This is a genomic window from Terrirhizobium terrae, assembly GCF_030323265.1.
Lineage (GTDB): Bacteria > Pseudomonadota > Alphaproteobacteria > Rhizobiales > Rhizobiaceae > Neorhizobium.
Window position 1 is genome coordinate 253,899 of record NZ_CP104990.1, and the last position, 19,717, is coordinate 273,615.

Annotated in this window: 18 protein-coding genes and 2 pseudogenes; 11 read left to right on the forward strand and 9 right to left on the reverse strand. The window is 59.6% G+C overall.

The features are described from left to right. Positions 1-125: 125 nt before the first annotated feature. Genes N7E02_RS01220 through coxB form a run of 5 tightly spaced genes read right to left on the reverse strand, consistent with a single transcriptional unit; the run spans position 126 to position 5,593 of the window. On the reverse strand, positions 126-1,178 hold the full coding sequence (locus N7E02_RS01220; RefSeq protein ID WP_286578280.1) for a c-type cytochrome: 1,053 nt from the start codon (positions 1,176-1,178) through the stop codon (positions 126-128). After that, entirely contained in the window at positions 1,178-1,819 is a 642-nt protein-coding gene (locus tag N7E02_RS01225; protein WP_286578281.1) for a cytochrome c oxidase assembly protein, read from the reverse strand. The genes N7E02_RS01220 and N7E02_RS01225 overlap by 1 nt, the downstream gene beginning before the upstream one ends. Beyond that, entirely contained in the window at positions 1,816-2,199 is a 384-nt protein-coding gene (locus N7E02_RS01230; protein ID WP_286578282.1) for a hypothetical protein, read from the reverse strand. The genes N7E02_RS01225 and N7E02_RS01230 overlap by 4 nt, the downstream gene beginning before the upstream one ends. Next, a complete protein-coding gene (gene ctaD / locus N7E02_RS01235) occupies positions 2,196-4,709 on the reverse strand; it encodes a cytochrome c oxidase subunit I (protein ID WP_286578283.1) in 2,514 nt (837 codons plus the stop codon). The genes N7E02_RS01230 and ctaD overlap by 4 nt, the downstream gene beginning before the upstream one ends. Beyond that, positions 4,709-5,593 (reverse strand): cytochrome c oxidase subunit II, encoded by an 885-nt coding sequence (gene coxB / locus N7E02_RS01240; protein WP_286578284.1) that lies wholly within the window; start codon positions 5,591-5,593, stop codon positions 4,709-4,711. Before coxB ends, ctaD begins: the two co-directional genes overlap by 1 nt. A gap of 486 nt (positions 5,594-6,079) precedes the next feature. Here coxB and N7E02_RS29985 point away from each other — a divergent pair, with 486 nt between their 5' ends. Together N7E02_RS29985 and N7E02_RS01250 are read left to right on the forward strand one after the other, a co-directional pair. After that, positions 6,080-6,265 carry a DUF2934 domain-containing protein gene (locus N7E02_RS29985; RefSeq protein ID WP_374730613.1) on the forward strand — a complete coding sequence of 62 codons (186 nt, stop codon included), beginning with the start codon at positions 6,080-6,082 and terminating at the stop codon, positions 6,263-6,265. 190 nt (positions 6,266-6,455) lie between these two features. Next, positions 6,456-6,680, forward strand: a complete 225-nt coding sequence (locus tag N7E02_RS01250; protein ID WP_286578285.1) for a hypothetical protein — start codon at positions 6,456-6,458, stop codon at positions 6,678-6,680. 62 nt (positions 6,681-6,742) lie between these two features. Here N7E02_RS01250 and poxB read toward each other — a convergent pair whose 3' ends face one another. From poxB to N7E02_RS01270, 4 genes are all read right to left on the reverse strand, one after another. Next, positions 6,743-8,470 carry a ubiquinone-dependent pyruvate dehydrogenase gene (poxB, locus tag N7E02_RS01255; RefSeq protein WP_286578286.1) on the reverse strand — a complete coding sequence of 576 codons (1,728 nt, stop codon included), beginning with the start codon at positions 8,468-8,470 and terminating at the stop codon, positions 6,743-6,745. A gap of 690 nt (positions 8,471-9,160) precedes the next feature. Continuing rightward, complete coding sequence (locus tag N7E02_RS01260) at positions 9,161-10,300, reverse strand: mandelate racemase/muconate lactonizing enzyme family protein (RefSeq protein WP_286578287.1); 1,140 nt, start codon at positions 10,298-10,300, stop codon at positions 9,161-9,163. A 13-nt stretch (positions 10,301-10,313) separates the two neighbouring features. Further along, positions 10,314-11,222 (reverse strand): dihydrodipicolinate synthase family protein, encoded by a 909-nt coding sequence (locus N7E02_RS01265; RefSeq protein WP_286578391.1) that lies wholly within the window; start codon positions 11,220-11,222, stop codon positions 10,314-10,316. A 13-nt stretch (positions 11,223-11,235) separates the two neighbouring features. After that, positions 11,236-11,946, reverse strand: a complete 711-nt coding sequence (locus tag N7E02_RS01270) for a GntR family transcriptional regulator (protein WP_286578288.1) — start codon at positions 11,944-11,946, stop codon at positions 11,236-11,238. 116 nt (positions 11,947-12,062) lie between these two features. Between N7E02_RS01270 and N7E02_RS01275 the strand changes: the two genes are divergently transcribed. From N7E02_RS01275 to pqqD, 9 genes and pseudogenes are all read left to right on the forward strand, one after another. Then, a complete protein-coding gene (locus N7E02_RS01275; protein WP_286578289.1) occupies positions 12,063-13,652 on the forward strand; it encodes an ABC transporter substrate-binding protein in 1,590 nt (529 codons plus the stop codon). Positions 13,653-13,678: 26 nt separating this feature from the next. Further along, a pseudogene (locus tag N7E02_RS01280) lies at positions 13,679-14,739 on the forward strand (ABC transporter permease). After that, on the forward strand, positions 14,740-15,654 hold the full coding sequence (locus N7E02_RS01285) for an ABC transporter permease (RefSeq protein ID WP_286578290.1): 915 nt from the start codon (positions 14,740-14,742) through the stop codon (positions 15,652-15,654). It abuts the pseudogene before it with no gap. After that, positions 15,647-16,493: pseudogene (locus N7E02_RS01290) on the forward strand (ABC transporter ATP-binding protein). The gene N7E02_RS01285 and the pseudogene N7E02_RS01290 overlap by 8 nt, the downstream one beginning before the upstream one ends. A 1-nt stretch (position 16,494) precedes the next feature. Further along, complete coding sequence (locus N7E02_RS01295) at positions 16,495-17,304, forward strand: ABC transporter ATP-binding protein (protein ID WP_286578291.1); 810 nt, start codon at positions 16,495-16,497, stop codon at positions 17,302-17,304. Positions 17,305-17,624: 320 nt separating this feature from the next. Beyond that, positions 17,625-17,720 carry a pyrroloquinoline quinone precursor peptide PqqA gene (pqqA, locus tag N7E02_RS01300; protein ID WP_092994078.1) on the forward strand — a complete coding sequence of 32 codons (96 nt, stop codon included), beginning with the start codon at positions 17,625-17,627 and terminating at the stop codon, positions 17,718-17,720. A gap of 21 nt (positions 17,721-17,741) precedes the next feature. Next, positions 17,742-18,647: a pyrroloquinoline quinone biosynthesis protein PqqB gene (gene pqqB / locus N7E02_RS01305; RefSeq protein WP_286578292.1), complete on the forward strand. Its 906-nt coding sequence runs from the start codon at positions 17,742-17,744 to the stop codon at positions 18,645-18,647. After that, positions 18,619-19,419: a pyrroloquinoline-quinone synthase PqqC gene (gene pqqC, locus N7E02_RS01310; protein ID WP_286578293.1), complete on the forward strand. Its 801-nt coding sequence runs from the start codon at positions 18,619-18,621 to the stop codon at positions 19,417-19,419. Before pqqB ends, pqqC begins: the two co-directional genes overlap by 29 nt. Continuing rightward, positions 19,416-19,715 (forward strand): pyrroloquinoline quinone biosynthesis peptide chaperone PqqD, encoded by a 300-nt coding sequence (pqqD, locus tag N7E02_RS01315; protein ID WP_286578294.1) that lies wholly within the window; start codon positions 19,416-19,418, stop codon positions 19,713-19,715. Before pqqC ends, pqqD begins: the two co-directional genes overlap by 4 nt. Positions 19,716-19,717 lie beyond the last annotated feature (2 nt).

A 19,717-nucleotide genomic window follows, 5' to 3' on the forward strand; every position in this document is an offset into this window, starting at 1 on the left:
AGTGCGTCGAGAGGCGAGACTGTCGCATCTCTAACTGGCCCAACTGTCGCATTACTAAATAGCCCTTACATACGAAGATCGCATAAGCTGAATTATGGAACTCTCAGTCTCGTCATATCTCCCTGTCATCGTTGGCTGAAGTAGGCTGCAAGTGCATCGATATCTTCAGGCTTCAGTTCCTTGGCAGCATTCGTCATCAGATGCGCAAAGGAAGAGCCTCCGCGGGTGCCCGCGTGGAACAGCGCCAATTGCTGACGCAGATAAGCCGAGTTCTGGCCCGTCAGTTTGGGATAGGCGGGGTTCCCGTCCTGCTTGTCGTGGCAACTCAGGCAAGCCGGGACCTTGTCAGCCGCGCGGCCTTGCTCCGCCAGCAGGCGTCCTTTCTCTACCAGAGCCGGATCATGGGCCGTATCTGCCCGGTCCCCAAGGTTCTGGTTGGCGTAATAGGCCGCCAGTTCGGGCAGGCCTTCGCTCGGCAAGGTGCCGACAGCCACCTGCATGATGCCGCTCGGGCGTTGCTTGTCCGCATAGGCCTTCAACGCATTAAGGAGATACGCCTCCGACTGTCCGGCAAGCCTCGGAATGTAGCTATCGTCGCTCAGCTTGGCCTCGGCGTGACAGCTTTCGCAGGTGATTGGCAAAGGCGAGACTTCGCCGGCGTGACCGATACCGTGCAGGCCGGATGCCTTGATGTAGGCCTGCGCATCCATGTCCGGCAATTTGCGGAGAAACGCCACCATCGACCAGACCTCGTCATCGCGCGACTGGACGGGCCATGCAGGCATGCCGGTGAAGCGCACGCCGTGCTTGACGATCTCGAAAAGTTCGGCATCCGACCATTCGGGCACAACCGTTTTGAGATCGGGTGGCGGGGGCAGCATGGCCAGTACGGAATCCGGTCTCGGCTGGGCCGGTGAACCGTGACAGACGGCACAGCCGGTCTCGAAATGGCCCGCAGCACCTGGCACGAGCGCCGGATCGCCAAGCGGTGGCACGTCGCCAGTCGCCACCGCACGGACAGAGACTGAATTGCGCATGACCCAATGCAGAAACCAGTCGGTGATTGCCCAATGGCCGGTCGACGCTCGCACGCTCATCAAGCCGGACCAGCCCACGGCAAGGCCGAGAAGCGGCGCAAGGACGGCAAGCACGATCAAGTGTTTCCAGCGGATGGTCATCAGCCTCTCCTGCGCGGTGCTTGTGGAATCCCGGAATTGAGCGTCGTGGCCAGAAGCGACACGCCGCCGGCAAGATAGACCGCCGCTCCCACCAGAAGCATGATGACACCACCCGCCTGTTGATCGACGACCGGGCTGAGCGCAATGCCGAAGCAACTCACCTCGCCGTCGCCGTAGAGTGCTCGCGGCGAAAGCGCCAGCAATGCGCCGAGCAGCGTCATGTGCATGGAGGTAAACAGCAGGCCGACGGCCCCGGCCATGCGTCGCCCGCCCCTGCCCGCTTCCAGTCCACCGAGACAGGAGAGCCACAGCGCCAGACCTGCCACGAGAAAGGTGACCTGCTCCACCGCGGCGATTGATGGAGAACTTTCCGACAGCGCCCGAAAGGTCGGGATGTGCCAGATCCAGACGGCGACGAGTTCCAAGAGTGATGCGACGATCGGCGAGAACCACGGCCAGCGTGCCGGGAGATCGAAGCGCGTACCCGAAAGACCGATGGCGATGAGCGGCGCCGCGCCGGCCACAACGCCCATGTGAGCGATCATGTGGATGGTGAAGGAGGCCCGGTCGGCTAAGGGCAGCAGAACCGCCCAGAGCGCCATGAGCAGGATCACACCGACATAGAGCGACGTATGCTTCATCGCTGGCACTCCGCGATGAAGATCAGCGGAATGGCGGCATAGACGACGGCGATGAAACTGAGGCCCGAGAGAAGCAGCGTTGCATAACCCTGAAACAGGGTTCGGGCTTTACTCGTTGGCTCGTCGTGGGGCGGGTCTTGTACGCCGAAGCCCCATTGCCGCCACGCCAGCCAGGCGGAAAGAACGATGACTGCCAATGCGACGACGGTGAAGCCTGCGAGAAGAAGCCGCACCGTGCCGAAGCCGAAGTCCAGGGATGCAGCCTTGGCGCAGTAGACGGCGACTGTCGCATAACAGCCGACGAAATGCACTGCCCACACGGTCGGTGCGGTAAACAGGGTCCAGAGGCTTTCCACCTCGCGCGGGATGACGCTCTTCATGCGCTCACCATCGGAAAGAGGCCCAGGACCGCGAAGGTGACGACGGCGGTAAAGGCCATGAAATGCCAGTAGAGCGTCACGTTGCGGATATCTTGATCATAGGCCGCCGTAACTCGTCCGGTAAGGCTGCCGACAAGGCAATAGGCCTGCATGATGACCCCGACCGCGCCATGGGTAACGGTCCAGATGGCGATGATCCAGACGGTTGCGGGATAAACGTTGGAGGTGGGATCCATACCGTGGAAATAGGGGCCGGCGAGACCTGCAAGGCAGGCAGCTATAGTGACGAAAGCGCCGGCGACGAGCGCAATGCGACAGCCCGCCGGCCCCTTTTCGTTCAGCTCCCTTGCCGCAATAGTGAGAAGCCAGGCGACGACGAAGAGGACGAGCGCCACCATCGGCCACAGCGCGCCGGGACCTGCAGCGCCGGCAGTAAAATCTTCATGTACGGTCCAATAGAAGAAATAGCCGAAGATCAGGCTGGCAAAGGCGGTTCCGTCGCCGACCATGGTGATGAACATCGCCCACCAGCCGACCGAGGCCGGGCCGGACACATAGACGGGGAGTTTTTGCCCGAGGCCAACATCAACCTCTTCCGCCTCCGGAATTTGTGCGGTGCCGTTCCACAGCCACCAGAGAATGGCGACGAAGGTGATGACGGCACATATGATCGTCGGGATCCACCAGTGGAATGTCAGTGCAATGAACACACCGCCGAGCGCGAGAGCCGCAATGATTGTGACATAGGAGGAGCCGCCAACGCGTAAGCACTGGATCGGCTCGGCGTCGAGCACGGAAGTGACAAGCGTTTCACGCTTGCCGGACTTCGCGTCAGGAAGGTAGTAGCGCCCGGCCTCGATATCGGCCTGCAGGTTCTCCTGCTCCCAGAGCGGATAGCGGCTGGTGATGATCGGCACCGAGCGCATGCCCCAGTCCTCGGACGGATCGTTGGTCCATTCCAGCGTCCCGGCATTCCAGGGATTGAGATTGCGCACCTTCGGGTCCCGTTTCGGGCGGAAGATATCGATGACGAAGGTGGCGACACCGGCGGCGAAAATGAAGGCGCCGATCGTCGAAATCATATTGAACACGTCCCAGCCGACCTCTTCCGGATAGGTGAAGACGCGTCTTGGCATGCCGCGCAGACCGGAGAAATGCATCGGGAAGAAGCCGACATTGAAGCCGACGAACATCAGCCAGAAGGCAACCTTGCCCCAGGCATCCGAAAGCTTCTTCCCGGTGACGAAGGGGAAATAATAGTAAATGCCGGCAACGATCGGGAAGAACATGCCGCCGATCAGGACGTAATGCAGGTGGGCGACGATGAAATAGGTGTCATGCGCCTGCCAGTCAAAGGGCGCGAGCGCCACCATCACCCCGGTCAACCCGCCGATGGTGAAGGTCGCCAGTCCCCCTGCCCCAAACAGCATCGGCACGGAGAAGATTACCCGGCCGGCCAGCATGGTGGCGATGAACACGAAGATCTGCACCCCGGTTGGGATGGCCACAGCTTCGGACGCTGCGGAAAAGAAGGCGAGCGAGATCTGCGGCAGGCCTGTGGTGAACATGTGATGCACCCACAGGCCGAAACTGAGGAAACCCGTTCCAACGGCGGCGAGAACGATCCAGGAGTAGCCGACGATCGGCCGCTGCGAGAAGGTCGGCACGATCATCGCCATCAGCGCGATGGCCGGCAGGAAGATGATATAGACCTCCGGGTGGCCGAAGATCCAGAACAGGTGCTGCCATAAGAGCGGATCGCCACCGCGCGAGACATCGAAGAACGGCCAGTCGAACATCCGCTCCATCTCAAACAGGATGTCCCCGGCGATCAACGGCGGGAAGGCGAATAGGATCATCCCGGCGACGATCAAAAGATACCAGGCGAACATCGGCATCATGTTGATGCGCATGCCCGGCGCGCGGCACTTCATGATGCCGACGATGATCTCGACGGCGGCGGCGATCGAGGCAACCTCGATGAAGGAGAGGCCGAGGAGCCATATATCCGCGCCGATGCCGGCATATTCCTTGTCGGTTGCGAGCGGCGGATACATGAACCAGCCGGCGTTGGGTGCCGCATTGAAGAAGATCGAGCCGCAGACAAAAATGCCGCCGAGCAGAAAGCTCCAGTAGCCGAAGGCGGAAAGACGCGGAAACGGCAGTTCGCGGGCGCCGAGCATGGAGGGCAGAAGGAAGATCGCGATCGCCTCGAAGATCGGCACCGCGAACAGGAACATCATCACCGTGCCATGCAGGGTGAAGGCCTGATTGAACAGATCGGCAGAGATGAGATCATTGTTCGGCACCACGAGCTGTGCGCGCATGAGCAGACCCAGGAGGCCGGCGAACAGCATGAAGGCAAAGGCGGTCACACCGTACCAGAGGCCGATCTCGCTGTTGTTGACCGAGGTCCAGTAGCGCCAGCCGCCCGGCGTCTTCCAAACCTTGCGCAGCCGCTCCTCCTGCGCTTGCCGCTCCTCGGGCGAAAAATTACCGAGCTCCACCATCACCTGAGCTCCTTCAGAAATTCAGCGATCTTTTTGATTTCGTCCTCGGGCAACATGCGGAAATGCGGCATCTTCACACCCGGCTTGATCTTGCCAGGGTCGGCGACGAAGCGAGCAATATCCTTGGCTGTATGGGGCAGTGTGCCCGCAGCCAGAGTTGCGCGCTCGCCGAAGGCTGTCAGGTCCGGCCCGATGCGGCCGTTGGCGGCCGTGCCCGAAATCGTGTGGCAGGCACCGCAGCCGTTCTTGAGGAAGACGGCGAGGCCTTTCGCTTGGTCAGGCTCGATGGATCGTGTCTTGACGCTGCGCGCGGAAAGCCAGGCTTCGAAGGCATCCGGAGCGACAGCCTTTACCCGAAACGCCATAAGCGCGTGGGATTCCCCACAAAACTCGGCGCATACGCCATTATAAATTCCTTCCCTCTCCGCAGTCAGCGTCAGGCCGTTCGTGCGACCGGGGATCATGTCCATTTTGCCCCCGAGCGATGGGACCCAGAATGAATGGAGGACGTCAGTCGCCTTCAGGGAAAAATGGGCAGGCTCGCCGACCGGAATGCGGACCTCGTTGGCCGTCTCAAACAGTGTTGCGCCCGCCTCATCCAGATATCGGACGCGCCACCAAAACTGTTCCCCGGTCACTTCGATACGCGATATCGGCTGGTCAGCCGGCACCCAGGGACGGATAGCCGGCATGAGCCACATCCCGTAGGAAAGAAGAGCGCAAAGTATGATTGTCGGCAGGATAGCACCGCCCCAAAGAATAACGCGACCTGCACTTTCCTCCGAATGCACGTGCTTCTTGCGCGAGGCGTAGATCAGGCTTGCCACGACGGCACACCAGATGATGCCGCCGCCAAAGATCATGACAAAGAAGAGCTGCGCCACATGTGATGCTTCCGATCCGGCCGGATCAAGCGTTGATTGAGGCCCGGAACATGAGCTGAGGACAAAAGCAAGCAGAGGGATCGTCAGAGGACAGTGCTTTATAACCCAAGGGTCGGCGCTCCTTGGCCGTCTTACGTCGGTCGGCACGTTACCCGTCATCAATTTCATGTCCCCTGCCCGCATGGATGCCGCAATTTGCATCCGTCCGTCCCTGCGCAACGCATCCTCGTCCCATTGGTTCCAGAATGATATTTTCCCGTGGCGCGGGCATTTTGGAAGTCGCTGGCACAGGAGCCAGCTTTCTAAAGTCTAAAGTTGTGTCGGCGAGGCGCAATATGGGGGATCAAGTTGGTCGTGGCACGGGATGACCTCCCTGCCCTGCCGTAGCGTCTCGCAATTCTGTTACCGGCTTCCGTACGGTATCGGACATTGATTGTTGCTTCTGCATCTCCAGGTTCTTCCGGTGGATAGCAGGGAGGACACGGAATGTCGGATAAACATGAATGGATCGCGGCCAGAGCCTATAGACTTTGGGAACAGGACGGTCGTCCGGAGGGAAGGGATCACGAACATTGGCAGCAAGCCAGCGATGCGTGGCTTGCAGAGAACCCGGATCTCGGGCCGACACCGCCTTCCGCGCACGACGATTGGGATGAGGAGAGCGAGGAATAGCGCCGCTCTTTAGCATCGGGCGCCGAGGTACCGGTCTTCACTTGAAGATGAATGGAACCTTGCGCTAGGCGCCTCCAATCCCGATGCGCCTTGTGGCCTTCGTACCGGATGCCGACAACGTGAAAAACAGCCTGGGTTGACGGATGGGCGGCTTCTTCCCACATGCGGCGGCACCGAGGTAAAGGACCCCATGAAGAAATTCTTCGAGACCACATTCGGACCGACCGAGCTTGCCATAGTCGATACCGCTTTCGCCGAATGGATTGGGCTGGCCAATATCGATAAAGACAGCCCGGAAGCTGAGTTGGCCGCGGCAATCATGATAAACCTGTTTCGCGAAGGCAATGACACCATTCCCGCGATCCGAGATGCCATTTCCGCACATCGTGGTCTTAACGATCTACGGCATTGCTGAAAATGGGACTTGAAGCCGCCCTGACGCTACGGGTCGGTGCATTGCCCAGCAATGCCGCGTCCTCACCGCGAAAAGAAGTTTGACCTCGTCACGTCGAGAAGTTCGTCACCGCGACCATTCATCACAGCCTTCGCCGCCCATAAGCTCATGCCCATGACTTGTGCGGCCTTGATTTTCGGTGGGATGGAGAGCTCTTGCGGATTGGTGACGACGTCGAGCAGTGCCGGTCCCGGATGGCGCAAGACCGCCTCGATCCCACGGTCGAGTTCCGCCGGATCTTCGACGCGCACCGCGTGGACGCCGGCCGCCCGCGCAAGCGCGGCAAAATCGGGGTTCTTCAGGTCGGTGCCTGTTTCCAGATAACCGGCCGCCTTCATCTCCATGGCCACGAAACCAAGCGATGAATTGTTGAAGACGATCACCTTTACCGGTAGCTCTTGTTGCACGAGCGTAAGAAAATCTCCCATCAGCATCGTAAACCCGCCATCTCCGGACATGCTGATGATCTGCCGGTCCCTGCAGGCTGATTGCGCTCCGATTGCCTGGGGCAGCGCATTCGCCATCGATCCATGGACCAACGAACCGATCAGGCGGCGCTTTCCATTCATTTTCAAGTAGCGTGCGGCCCACACTGTTGGGGTACCGACGTCGAACGTGAAGACCGCGTCATCGGCGGCCTGTTCGCTGAGTAGCCGTGCGACGTGTTGCGGATGGATCGCTCCTCCCTTTCGTCCCGTCGCGAGTTCATCCAGTCCTTCTCTCGCCTTTCGGTAGGCTGCAAGGCAGCGATCCAGATGCTTCACATCCTTGCGCTCTTCAAGCCTCGGCAGAACGGCCTCAAGGGTGGACTTCACGTCCCCCACGATAGCGAGGTCGAGAGGGGTTCTGCGGCCAAGATTTTCAGGCCGAATATCGACCTGTATCACCTTCGCATCCGTTGGATAGAATTGCCGATAAGGGAAATCCGTGCCCAACATAATCAAGGTATCGCAGTCGAGCATCGCCTTGTAGCCCGACGAAAAGCCGATCAGGCCCGTCATGCCGACATCATACGGGTTTTCCCATTCGACATGCTCTTTCCCGCCGAGAGCGTGTACGACGGGCGCCTTCAGCCGGGCGGCGAATGATACCAGTTCGTCATGGGCGCCCTCGCAGCCCCGACCGCACAGAAGCGTTACTTTCGAACTGTCTTCAAGCAGTGCCAGCAGGCTATCGATCTGACTTTCTGGCGGGACCACGCTGGGCTTTTCAAGTTTGAGCGCAGCAGGTGCAGAGATTTTTGCCGTCAAGTCGGCAAGTGCCACGTCGCCAGGTATGACAATTACAGCGACGCCCCGTTTGCCCACAGCCGCACGGATCGCAGCCTCAAGAACGCCTGGAAGTTGCTCCGGTTGGCTCACCAGTTCGCAATAGTGACTGCATTCACGAAAAAGCTGATCCGGATGGGTCTCCTGGAAATAGCCGCGTCCGATCTCGTCTGAAGGGATTTGCGCTGCAATGGCGAGAACCGGGACACCCGATCGGTGGCAGTCGAACAGACCATTGATCAAATGCAGGTTGCCCGGGCCGCAGCTTCCTGCGCAGACCGCCAGCTGGCCTGTGAGATGCGCTTCCGCGCCGGCCGCGAAGGCGGCTGCCTCTTCATGCCTCGTGTGGACCCATTCTATATCACCGCGTTTGCGAAGGGATTCGGTCAGGCCATTCAGGCTGTCTCCGACGATGCCATAGATTCTCTTGACACCTGCAGCGTGCAGCACTTCCGTCATGACGTCGGCGGCCTTCGATTTCATCGGAAACTCCTGATCTATCGCGAACGGCGAGGATTGCTTATCGTTGAACTAGGCCCTGTGTTTCTATTTCCAACCCTTGTTCCAGGCGCCCGCGCAGTATTGGACGATTGACGCGCCTCGCACATCAAGACTTCAACCTTTGGCGAAAAGCGGAAAAATGACGTTGTCTGATCGTGGTCTCGTTGCGATCGGGTCAATGGCGAGGATCGTGTCCGGTAGCGTCAAACCGACTATATCGTCAGCCATCGCTCCGGTCCGATCTTCAGATCACCGATATTGTGTGAACTGCTATGGAACCGATCACCGCTCAGAGAATTAAATGGCCTGAACGACCACTACTATTTGGATCTTCCGGCGATGGTTTCAGGAATGGCAAGATTGCTTGCAGGGGCAAAGGCTGCGCTCACCGTTGGCTTGATGGACTTGGTTCCAGCGCTTGCCCTGTTTGCGTCCATATTCTCTGCAGGCGTTTGGGCCAATGGATTGCTGTCCACTTCACTCGCCGGAAGCGGGTTCTAACGAGCCGGAAAGACGAATGCTCCCAGCGAAGCAGGGTTGCGTTCGAGCCATCTCCAGAACCACGTCGTACCATCGGCTCCGCGAAGAATAATCTGACCAACAGAGCCGCCCTTTTTCAGGGTGATGCCATCGTGCTCTTGATAAGAAGCCGCACGATGGCATCACCTTTCATCAAGGATATGCCGTCGAGCCGTCCGGCTTACGGGTGACCTTGCGCTCCCAGTGGACATAGTCGTCCTTCTCGAGCACTTTCTCGTCGATCTCGATGCCCCAGCCCGGCCGATCGGGACGCAGTTCCATGTGCCCGTCAACCGGCATATAGGGGTCGAGTGCCCAGGGCGCATGGCCATGCGGCTTGAATTCCAGCACCTGGAAATTCGGCTGTGCCGCGCAGAAATGCACGTTGACGGCGGTTGCCAGCGGTCCCATCGGGTTATGTGGTGCCACGGTGACGTAATGGGCTTCGGCGATCGTTGCGATGCGCCGCATCTCCGAAACGCCACCGACGACGCAGATGTCCGGCTGGATGATATCGGCGCCCTGCTGGGTCAACAGATTGAGGAATTCGAAGCGGTTATACAGCGACTCGCCGGTGGCGAGCGGCACGTTGACCTTCGACTTCAGCTCCTTCCAGGCCGGGATATGTTCGGGGCGGATCGGCTCCTCATAGAAGAATGGATCGTTCGGTGCGATGGCCGCTGCAAGCTGGACGGCCTTGTAGGGCTCGAAGATTTTTGCATGCGCATCGAAGGCAAATTCGAAATACGACGGTGTGATCTCGCGGATGCGGCCAAACCAGTCGCCCGTCTCCTTCACCAGTTCGCCCCAGCGGCCAGAATGCAGATCGCGGCGATAGGGGCTGAGTTTGAAGGCGGTGTAACCGTAATCCTCGTTGAGCTTCAGCGTCTGGTCGAGCGCGTGTTCGGCATCCGGTGCGGTGTAGACGCCGCAATAGACGCGGACGCGATCGCGCACGCTGCCGCCGAGCAGCATGTAGACCGGCAGACCCGCGGCCTTGCCAGCAATATCCCACAACGCATGGTCGATTGCGGAAATCGCGGCAAGGCCGAGGGCTCCGGGAGGAAAGCGGCATTGCTGGTTGAGCTTCAGCACGAGAAACTCGACCCGGCGCGGGTCTTCGCCCTCGATTTGGTGGAAGAGGTAGTCGAGAAGCGGCGGCAGCGCCCAGTCGGGGCCGTGATTATAGCATTCGCCCCAGCCGGAAATGCCTTCGCTCGTCTCGATCTTCAAAAGAAGGCGCGGACGCTCGTCCACGCGCTGCATGTAGGTTTTGATACCGGTAATATGCACGTCGTTTCTCCGCTCAGGCAGCCAGCGCTTCGGCTTTGACACGATCAACGATACCGCGAAGAATGTTTCGCTCCTCGTCGTTGAGCGCGACCACGCCCGGCACGCGCACCGGCCCGACATCAGTGCCGAGCATGCCGAGAGCTTCCTTGACGACCGTGACATTCGCGCCGTTATTGTATTTGGTGCGCAGCGCCTCGAAGCCGGCAATGCCGTCGATCAGAGCGCGGGCGCCGGCGTAATCACCAGCCTCCAGCGCCTGGTGGATGGCATGCGAGCGCTCCGGGAAGACGTTGACCAGGCCCGAGGTGAAGCCGCGCGCACCCATGGCGTAGAAAGCCGGTGCCCAACCTTCGGCAAGGCCGCAGACCCAGATGGCCGGCGCATCCTGCGTGGAGCGAATGACTTCCGACAGGAGCATCAGGTTGGGAGAGGCGAACTTGATGCCGGCGATGTTGGGATGAAGAGCGAGCTTTCGAAAATCGGCAACCGAAAAACTGTCGCTGCGGACGTAGGCGATGACAGGAACCGTCGAAAAATCGGCGAGTTCGAGGAAGTAGCCGGCCTGATAGGACGGGCCGGCAAATGGGTCCATTGGATGATGGCCCATGATCGCGTCTGCTCCCGCTGCGATCGCATCCTTCGCAAGCGCCTTCGCCTCCGCAAGCGAGCGACCAACAGCGGCGCTCACCAGCGCCTTGCCATCCGCAGCCTCGATAGTTGCGGCATGCACCTCCCGCACTTCATCCATCGTCAGCGTAAAAAATTCGCCCGTATTGCCGGCGGCCATAAGGTTATGCACCCGCGCCTGCGCCATTCCCTTGATCAGCGTCTTCAGCTTGGCGACATCGATCGAGCCATCGCTCTTGTAAGGTGTCACCGGTACGCCGGAAATTCCGGTCAGCGCCTTCCTGACGGTTTTCATTTTATCACTCACGTCAGACCTCTCCCTTTTTCTTGAAAACGATGCTCAGATACGTGTCGCCGGATCGCACGACATGGTCGCGCATGGTCCGCTCGGCCTTGTCGGCGTCGCCTGCGGCAATCGCCTCGGCAATGGCGACATGCTCGTCCAGTGCCTTCTGCCGCTCGGTCGGATCGAGATGGATGATCCGGCGAATGCTTGCGTCATAAAACTGCTGCCGCTCGATGAGCTTGGCGAGATAACCGCATTGCGAACTTTTGTGGACGTGATCGTGAAACGTTTCGTTGAGCGCAATCAGACTATCGGCATCGCCGGATGCAGTTGCGTCCTTCATGCGATTGGCGATTACCGAGAGCGCGGCCTTGCCTTTTTCATCGATACGCTTTGCCGCCAGATGCGCGATCATGGATTCCAGCGCGGCGCGGGCAAGAATCATCTCCTCCGCCCAGGACATGCTGAAGCGAATGACCACGCCGCGCCGCGGCAGCGCCTCCACCAGCCCTTCCGTCTCCAGCTGGCGCAAGGCTTCCTTGATCGGCGTCGTGCTGACTCCGAACTGCTCGGCAAGGTTACGTTCGTTGATCTTCTGGCCCGGCTCGAAACGCCCGGAAATGATGGCACTGCGCATGGCGCGATGAACATGGTCGCGCACCGTCATCTGGAAGCTGCCATCGATTTTCTCGAATCCGGCCTGGTTTGAAGAGGATGAGGTGGCAGCAGTCATTTTCCGGAAATCCGTTGACGAGGATCAATTTGTATGAAATTTGATATATCAGATTTGAAATCCATGTCGATACTGAAATTCGACATGGCGAGGTTGAGGAGCCTTGGGAGGCAAATATGAAGGCGTTGAAACGTGCGCTTCTTGCGTGCGCCATCACTGTCACGGCACTCGGCCCGGTTATTGCCGCGACGCCAAAGGACGAGCTGGTCATCGCGATCATGATGACGACGATGCGCGGCCTTGATCCCCACGAGATCAACCAGCTGGAAGCCGCCGAGGTGGTTGCAAACCTCTACGACCGCCTGATCTCCCTGCCGCCTGATAACATCACTGATCCTCAGCCATCCCTTGCGGAAAGCTGGACGATCTCCGATGATGGCAAGACCTTCACCTTCAAGATCCGGCAGGGCGTGACCTTCCATTCGGGCAATCCGGTGACGGCACGCGATGTCGAATGGTCGCTGCATCGGCTGGTCAAGCTGGGGCTGGCCCCGTCAACGGACCTCCGCCAATGGGGCTTTTCGGCCAAGAACGTGGATCAGTTGATCCGGGCGGAAGACGACCACACGCTTGTGCTTCAGACGCCGGAAGTCTGGAATCCCAATCTCATCCTCTATTCCCTTGCCAGCTATTCGACCTCCATCGTCGACAGCGCGTTTCTCGCCGACAAGGAAAAGGACGGCGACTGGGCACGCAACTACCTGCAGACGGCGGACGCGGGCTCCGGCCCCTACTCGCTCGTCACCTGGCGTTCCAATCAGCTGCTGATCGCCGATGCCTTCAAGGATTACTGGAAGGGCATGCCGGCAATGCGGCGCGTGTACATGGGGCATGTGCCGGAATCATCGGCGCAGCGCTTGCAGATCGACGCCGGTGACGTCGACGTTGCCACCCGTCTGTCATCGACGGACCTTTCCGGTCTTGAGAGAGACGGCAAGGTGACCGTGCAGAAGGTGCCGGGCTTCGGATTTTATTATCTGGCTCTCAACCAAAAGGACGAGATCCTTTCCAATCCCAAAGTCCGCGAGGCTTTCCGCTATCTCATCGATTATGATGGCCTAGCCAATTCCGTGATGAAATATTACGGCACCAAACAGCAGACCATCATCCCCGCCGGCCTGCCCGGCGCATCGGATGCGATGCCTTACAAACTCGATATAGACAAGGCCAAGCAATTGCTGGCCGAAGCGGGTTATCCGGACGGTTTCTCGAAAGTCTATTTCGCCCAGCCCGGCACACCGGAATCCGAAGTCGGCATTTCGCTGCAGAACAACGCCGCCAAGGCCGGCATCAAGCTCGACCTGCAGATCGGCGACCAGATCGGAAAATTCCGTGCCCGCCAGTTCGAACTGTTCTCGTCGCGCACCGGCGAGCGGCTGCCCGACCCGCACGCGGTCCTGCAATCCTATGCCACCAATGCCAACAATGCCGACGATGCAAAGCTGTCCGGCCTGGTGGCCTGGCGATCCGCCTGGGACGTTCCGAAAGATATCCAGAACATGGTCATTGCGGCCGCCCATGAGACGGACGCGGAAAAACGCGACGCGCTTTATGCACGGATCAACGAGGCTTATCTGCGCGCCTCCCCCGCACTCGTCACCTCTTTCCAGCGCACCGATCCGAAAGCGGTACGCAAGGAAGTGAAGGGATATGTCGGCCATCCGACATGGCTGACCCGCTGGGATACCGTGACCAAGTCCGAGTGACCTTATAAAATTTCAAGGATAGCGGTATGAGCATTATCCAGACCTCAGATACCTCTGCGCCCAGAAAATCCGCGCTTCCAAAAGCTGCGGGCAAGGTCGCGGCCTCGTTCGTGGTGATCCTGACGACCCTGCTGGGCCTGATGATGATCACCTTTACCGTTGGCCGCATGGTCCCTGCCGACCCCGTCATCGCGGTGATCGGCGATCAGGCGGATCAGGCGACCTATGATCGTGTTTACAAGGAAATGGGGCTGGACCAGCCGATCTATGTCCAGTTCGCCGGTTATCTCAGCGATGTCGTCCATCTGGATTTCGGCCAGTCGATCATCACCAAGCAGCCCGTTTCGAAAGACCTCGCCCGCGTCTTTCCGGCCACGATCGAACTGGCGACTCTGGCAACGATCATCGGTGCGGGGCTGGGCATCCCGCTTGGTGTCATTGCCGCTGTGCGAAGGGGAACATGGGTTGACCATGTCGCGCGTGTCGTTGGCCTTTTGGGTTACTCGACACCGATCTTCTGGCTCGGCACGATCGTCATTCTGGTTTTTTACGCCTATCTCGGTGCCATTCCCCCGGCGGCCGCATCTACCTCTATGACGAAGGCATCGTGCAGGCGCGCACGAACTTCATTCTGATCGATTCCGCCCTTGGTGGTCATTGGGATGTGTTTCGCAGTGCCTTGCACCACATCATCGCACCGGCAGTCATCCTCGGCTATGCATCAATGGCCTATCTCAGCCGCATGACGCGCAGCTTCATGCTTGAGCAGCTTCGGCAGGAATACATTCTGACCGCGCGCGCGAAAGGGCTTGGTCAGCGTCCGATCGTGTGGCGACATGCATTCCGAAACATCCGTGTTCAGCTTCTGACCGTTATCGCGCTTGCCTATTGCGGTTTGCTGGACGGCACGGTGCTGATCGAAACTGTTTTTGCCTGGCCCGGTCTCGGCTCCTATCTCACCTCGGCACTCTTCTTCGCCGACATGAATGCCGTGCTCGGCAGCGTGCTTCTGATCGGCATCATTTCGATCGCCATCAACCTGCTTTCCGACATCGTCTACCGCTTCATCGATCCGAGGACCCGCTAAATGGCAAAGTCCGGCACTTTCTCAAATCTGCATGACTGGCTGATCAGCGAGGAGTTCACCTCCTCGCGTCAGGCCAGATTGCACAACATCTATCTCGCCTGGCTGAGCCTCCTTGCAAACCCTCTGGCTTTTGCGGGCTTTGCGGTTGTGCTTTTGCTTGTCGTCATAGCAGCATTGGCGCCTGTCATCGCGATCCACGATCCCTTCACGCAGGATTTCGCGATGGCACTGCAGGCGCCCTCACCGGCGCACTGGTTCGGTACCGATGAGTTCGGACGCGATGTTTTCTCCCGCCTGATCTACGGCGCCCGCACGACGCTCTATATCACCATCCTCGTCACCGTCATCGTCGCACCGATCGGTTTCGTCATCGGCGCCACGGCCGGTTATCTCGGCGGCTGGGTGGATGTCGTGCTGATGCGCATCACCGACATCTTCCTGTCCTTTCCGAGCCTCGTTCTCGCTCTGGCCTTTTCCGCAGCGCTTGGCCCGGGCATCGAAAATGCGGTCATCGCCATTGCGCTGACCGTCTGGCCACCGATCGCCCGCCTCGCTCGTGCCGAAACGCTGACGTTCCGCAATGCCGATTTCGTCGTCGCGGCAGAACTGCAGGGAGCCGGTATCGGTCGCATCCTGCTGCGGCATATCGTGCCGCTTTGCGCGCCCTCCATCATCGTGCGCCTGACACTCAACATGTCAAGCATCATCCTGACGGCCGCCGGGCTTGGTTTCCTCGGGCTCGGAGCCCAGCCGCCGATGGCGGAATGGGGCGCGATGGCGGCGTCCGGTCGCCAGTACCTGCTCGATGCCTGGTGGCTGACGACGGTTCCAGGACTTGCGATCCTGACGGTCAGCCTTGCCTTCAACCTGCTCGGCGACGGGCTGCGCGACATCATGGATCCCCGCAATGGTTAAAGCACCCGACACAATCCTGACGGTCGAGAACATGTCCGTCGAGTTTCCGACGCTTTCGGGCATTACTCGTGCCGTGCGCAACGTCTCTTTCAACGTCGGTCGCGAAAAGGTTGGCATTATCGGCGAATCCGGTTCCGGCAAAAGCACGACCGGCCGCGCCATCATGCGGCTGCAGCCACCCAAGGCGATCGTCAAGGCTGACCGGTTGCAATTCGAAGATGTCGACCTGCTGACGGCCAGCGAGAACGAGATGCTCGCTATTCGCGGCCGGCGGATTGCCATGATCCTGCAGGATCCGAAATATTCGCTGAACCCGGTCATGACGGTCGGCGAGCAGATTTCCGAGACGGTGATCCTGCACGAGCGCGCCAGCCCGAGGAAGCCCGCGAGCGTACGCTCGCCATGCTTGAACGCGTCAACATCCGCGACCCCGAGCGGGTCTTCGACCTTTATCCGCACGAGGTCTCCGGCGGCATGGGCCAGCGCATCATGATCTCGATGATGCTGATCGCCTCCCCTTCCTCATCATCGCGGATGAACCGACCTCAGCGCTTGACGTGACGGTGCGCCAGCAGGTTCTGTCGATCCTCGATGAACTCGTCGTCGAGCGCAATATCGGCCTGCTGTTCATCAGCCATGACCTGAACCTCGTGCGCAGTTTCTGCGATCGGGTGATCATCATGTATGCCGGCCGCGTGGTGGAAACTATCGCGGCGGCCGATCTCGACCAGGCGAAACACCCCTATACCCAAGGCCTTCTCAACGCGCTGCCGAGCCTCGATCATCCGCGTGAGCGGCTGGATGTGCTGCAGCGCGACCCCGCATGGCTGGAGAACTGAGATGACGATGATCAAGGTGGACCATCTCGCCGTGTCCTATGGCTCAGGCGACAGGCTGACCAAGGTGGTGAAGGATGTGTCCTTCGACGTCGCAAAGGGCGAGACCTTCGGCCTTGTCGGCGAAAGTGGCTGCGGCAAGTCAACGATATTGGGCGCCCTTGCCGGCCGTAACCGGCAATGGACTGGCACAATCGAGATCGATGGGGAGGCGATCAGCCAGAAGCGCACGCGAGGGCAGCTTGCCAAGCAGCAGCTCGTATTCCAGGACCCTTTTGGCTCCATCCATCCACGTCACACGATTGGCCGCACATTGCTGGAGCCGCTTGAGATTCACGGCAAGGACAATCGCCAGGCGCGGATCGAAAAGGTGCTGAAGGATGTCGGCCTGCCACAGAATTTCCGATACCGATATCCGCATCAGCTTTCCGGCGGCCAACGCCAGCGCGTGGCAATCGCCCGCGCGTTGATCCTGGAGCCGCAGATCCTCCTGCTCGACGAGCCGACATCCGCACTCGACGTGTCGATACAAGCGGAAATCCTGAATCTCCTCAAGGACTTGAGAGAGCGCGAAAAACTGACTTATATTCTCGTCAGCCATGACCTGGCGGTTGTTGCCCATCTCTGCAATCGCGTAGCCATCATGCAGGACGGCGGCTTTGTCGAGATAGCGACGCGCGACCAGCTTCTGACGGACACGGTGCGCAATCCTTACACTCGACAATTGATGGATGGTACCCGGGGCTATGTAGGCAGGCGGGCGGCTCCACGCGTCACCGGTCATCGGCACGAGGTGTTGGGAGAAGCTGAATAGTACTTCTTTCGGGCGCTATACGCAGGTAATGGGATCGTAACACGCAAGATTTCAGATTGCCCACCAAAGGCTGGCACGGGGATTGGTGGGTGGGAAAACCGCGATCGTGCCTTGCTCCCGAAAAGTTGATGGAAAGTGACAGGTTTTCAAGCTGTATCGGTCCAATTGAATATACCGCTGCAGCAACATCTTTCGCCCTCCTGATGTTTGCTTATCGCAAGCAAGTCAAACGGCGTATGCACAATCCCTCTTGTACAAACGGAGGCGGAGCGCATATGACAAAACAGGGCCAAACAAAGGCCCTCAGAAAGGAGACTATCATGAAGTGGACTGCACCTAAGTTCGTTGAAGTCAGCTGCGGCATGGAAATCAACCGCTACGCCCAGCCGGATGGTGATGAACCCGTCCTGTTCTGAGACTGCTAGGCACGAGAATCCATGACCAGTCTTCGTTTTCTCGTGCTCGGCTCGGCGGCTGGCGGCGGGTTGCCGCAATGGAATTGTAATTGCCCCAACTGCGCCGCTGCCCGCGACCCGTCTTCCGGCCTTTCGCCGCAGACGCAGTCATCGCTGGCCGTCAGCATCGACGGAGAGAATTGGGCGATCTTCAATGCATCCCCCGATATCCGCCAGCAGATACAGCAGACGCCGGCGCTGCATCCCAAGACCCTTCGCCATAGCCCGATCCGCAGCGTGGTAATTACCAATGCCGACGTCGATCATATCGGCGGACTTCTGACGATCCGTGAAAAACAGGCTTTCGATCTTTTCGCCACATCCTCCATCGGAGGTGTGCTCGACGGCAATCCGGTCTTCAAGGTTCTGGATCCCGACTTCGTCACCCGGTGCACGATCAGGCTCGATGAAGGCTTTCAGCCGCTGGAAGGTGTGGAAGCGCGCATCTTCGCCGTACCCGGCAAGGTAGCTCTATATCTGGAAGAGGGAGAACCGGAACTCGGGCTGGAAGGCGAGCAGACGATCGGTATCGAATTCGTGGCAAACGGTCGTCGTGCCTACTATATTCCGGGATGCGCGACGCTTCCTGACTGGCTGGCAGATCGCATCCGCGGTGCTGATCTGGTATTCTTTGACGGCACTGTTTTCACCGATGACGAGATGATGCGGGTGGGGACGGGCGTCAAGACCGGGCAACGGATGGGGCATATGCAGATTTCCGGGCCTGAAGGCAGCCTGGACATTCTATCGAGGCTCGACATAGGCCGCATGGTCTACGTCCATATCAACAATACGAACCCGATCTGGCGTCAGGGGCCGGAACGGGACGCAGTCGAGGCAGCTGGTTTCAGGGTCGCCTATGACGGCATGGAGGTCGATCTTGAGTGACGCCCAGAACAGAGCCGATTTCGAAGCGCGGCTGCGCGCCATCGGCGACGCCCGCTATCATGACAAGCATCCGTTCCACGGCATGCTGCATGGCGGCCATTGCAACATCACGCAGGTTCGCGCCTGGGTCATCAACCGCTTCTATTACCAGAGCCGCATCCCGCTCAAGGATGCCGCCTTCATGTCCCGCTGCGAAGATATCTCCATCCGCCGGGCCTGGAGAAAGCGGATTGAAGATCATGACGGTGGCGTCGAGGAAGGTGGCGGCATCCGCCGCTGGCTGAAGCTCGCCGAGGCCGTCGGTCTCGACCCGGATTATGTGGCATCCAACCGTGGCGTGCTGCCGGGGACACGTTTTGCCTGCGACGCCTATGTTCGCTTCGTGCGCGACATGCCGCTTCTTGATGCCGTGGCCGCCTCGCTGACCGAGCTCTTCGCGCCGGCTATTCACAAGAACCGCATTGCCGGCCTGATCGAACACTATGCCTTCGCCAACGAACAGGCTCTGTCCTATTTCCGCAAGCGCCTCGACGAGGCGCCGGTGGATGTGGCCTTCGGCCTCAACTACGTGCTGGACCATGCGGATACGCTTGAGAAGCAGGATGCGGCCGCTGCTGCACTGACCTTCAAGACGGATGTGCTCTGGGCGCAGCTCGATGCGCTGCATCACGCCTATGTCTCCCCTGCCCTCCTGCCGCCCGGCGGCTGGAACGGCAAGGAGGGTGTGATCGGCGAACTCGATCAGCCGGCTCTCAAGGGAGCAGCGGAATGAGCGAACAGGCCGCCGTTTCGGTGACCGCCAATACGGTCGCCAAGCTCGCCCGCGGTGTGAGGCTGCGCGAAGACCCGGTGCGCGGCCAGACCGTGCTGCTCGCGCCTGAGCGGGCGCTGGCGCTGGATGAGATCGCGGTCATGATCGTCAATGCGCTCGACGGCGAGCGTAGTCTCGATGCCATTGCCGAGGAATTCTCGGTCAAGTTCGAAGCGCCGAAGGAACAGATCCTCGGCGATGTCATTGCCTTCGTCGACGAGTTTTCCAAGCGACGGATGCTGGAGTTGAAACCGTGAAC

Excerpts from the sequence above, each read along its gene's own strand:
- pqqA (WP_092994078.1), top strand. The coding sequence starts at position 17,625 with ATGAAGTGGACTGCACCTAAGTTCGTTGAAGTCAGCTGCGGCATGGAA.
- N7E02_RS01225 (WP_286578281.1), bottom strand. The coding sequence starts at position 1,819 with ATGAAGCATACGTCGCTCTATGTCGGTGTGATCCTGCTCATGGCGCTC.
- pqqC (WP_286578293.1), top strand. The coding sequence starts at position 18,619 with ATGACGGCATGGAGGTCGATCTTGAGTGACGCCCAGAACAGAGCCGAT.
- pqqB (WP_286578292.1), top strand. The coding sequence starts at position 17,742 with ATGACCAGTCTTCGTTTTCTCGTGCTCGGCTCGGCGGCTGGCGGCGGG.
- N7E02_RS01265 (WP_286578391.1), bottom strand. The coding sequence starts at position 11,222 with ATGAAAACCGTCAGGAAGGCGCTGACCGGAATTTCCGGCGTACCGGTG.
- ctaD (WP_286578283.1), bottom strand. The coding sequence starts at position 4,709 with ATGGTGGAGCTCGGTAATTTTTCGCCCGAGGAGCGGCAAGCGCAGGAG.
- poxB (WP_286578286.1), bottom strand. The coding sequence starts at position 8,470 with ATGAAATCGAAGGCCGCCGACGTCATGACGGAAGTGCTGCACGCTGCA.
- N7E02_RS01285 (WP_286578290.1), top strand. The coding sequence starts at position 14,740 with ATGGCAAAGTCCGGCACTTTCTCAAATCTGCATGACTGGCTGATCAGC.
- N7E02_RS29985 (WP_374730613.1), top strand. The coding sequence starts at position 6,080 with ATGTCGGATAAACATGAATGGATCGCGGCCAGAGCCTATAGACTTTGG.
- N7E02_RS01220 (WP_286578280.1), bottom strand. The coding sequence starts at position 1,178 with ATGACCATCCGCTGGAAACACTTGATCGTGCTTGCCGTCCTTGCGCCG.
- N7E02_RS01275 (WP_286578289.1), top strand. The coding sequence starts at position 12,063 with ATGAAGGCGTTGAAACGTGCGCTTCTTGCGTGCGCCATCACTGTCACG.
- N7E02_RS01270 (WP_286578288.1), bottom strand. The coding sequence starts at position 11,946 with ATGACTGCTGCCACCTCATCCTCTTCAAACCAGGCCGGATTCGAGAAA.
- N7E02_RS01230 (WP_286578282.1), bottom strand. The coding sequence starts at position 2,199 with ATGAAGAGCGTCATCCCGCGCGAGGTGGAAAGCCTCTGGACCCTGTTT.
- pqqD (WP_286578294.1), top strand. The coding sequence starts at position 19,416 with ATGAGCGAACAGGCCGCCGTTTCGGTGACCGCCAATACGGTCGCCAAG.
- N7E02_RS01250 (WP_286578285.1), top strand. The coding sequence starts at position 6,456 with ATGAAGAAATTCTTCGAGACCACATTCGGACCGACCGAGCTTGCCATA.
- N7E02_RS01295 (WP_286578291.1), top strand. The coding sequence starts at position 16,495 with ATGACGATGATCAAGGTGGACCATCTCGCCGTGTCCTATGGCTCAGGC.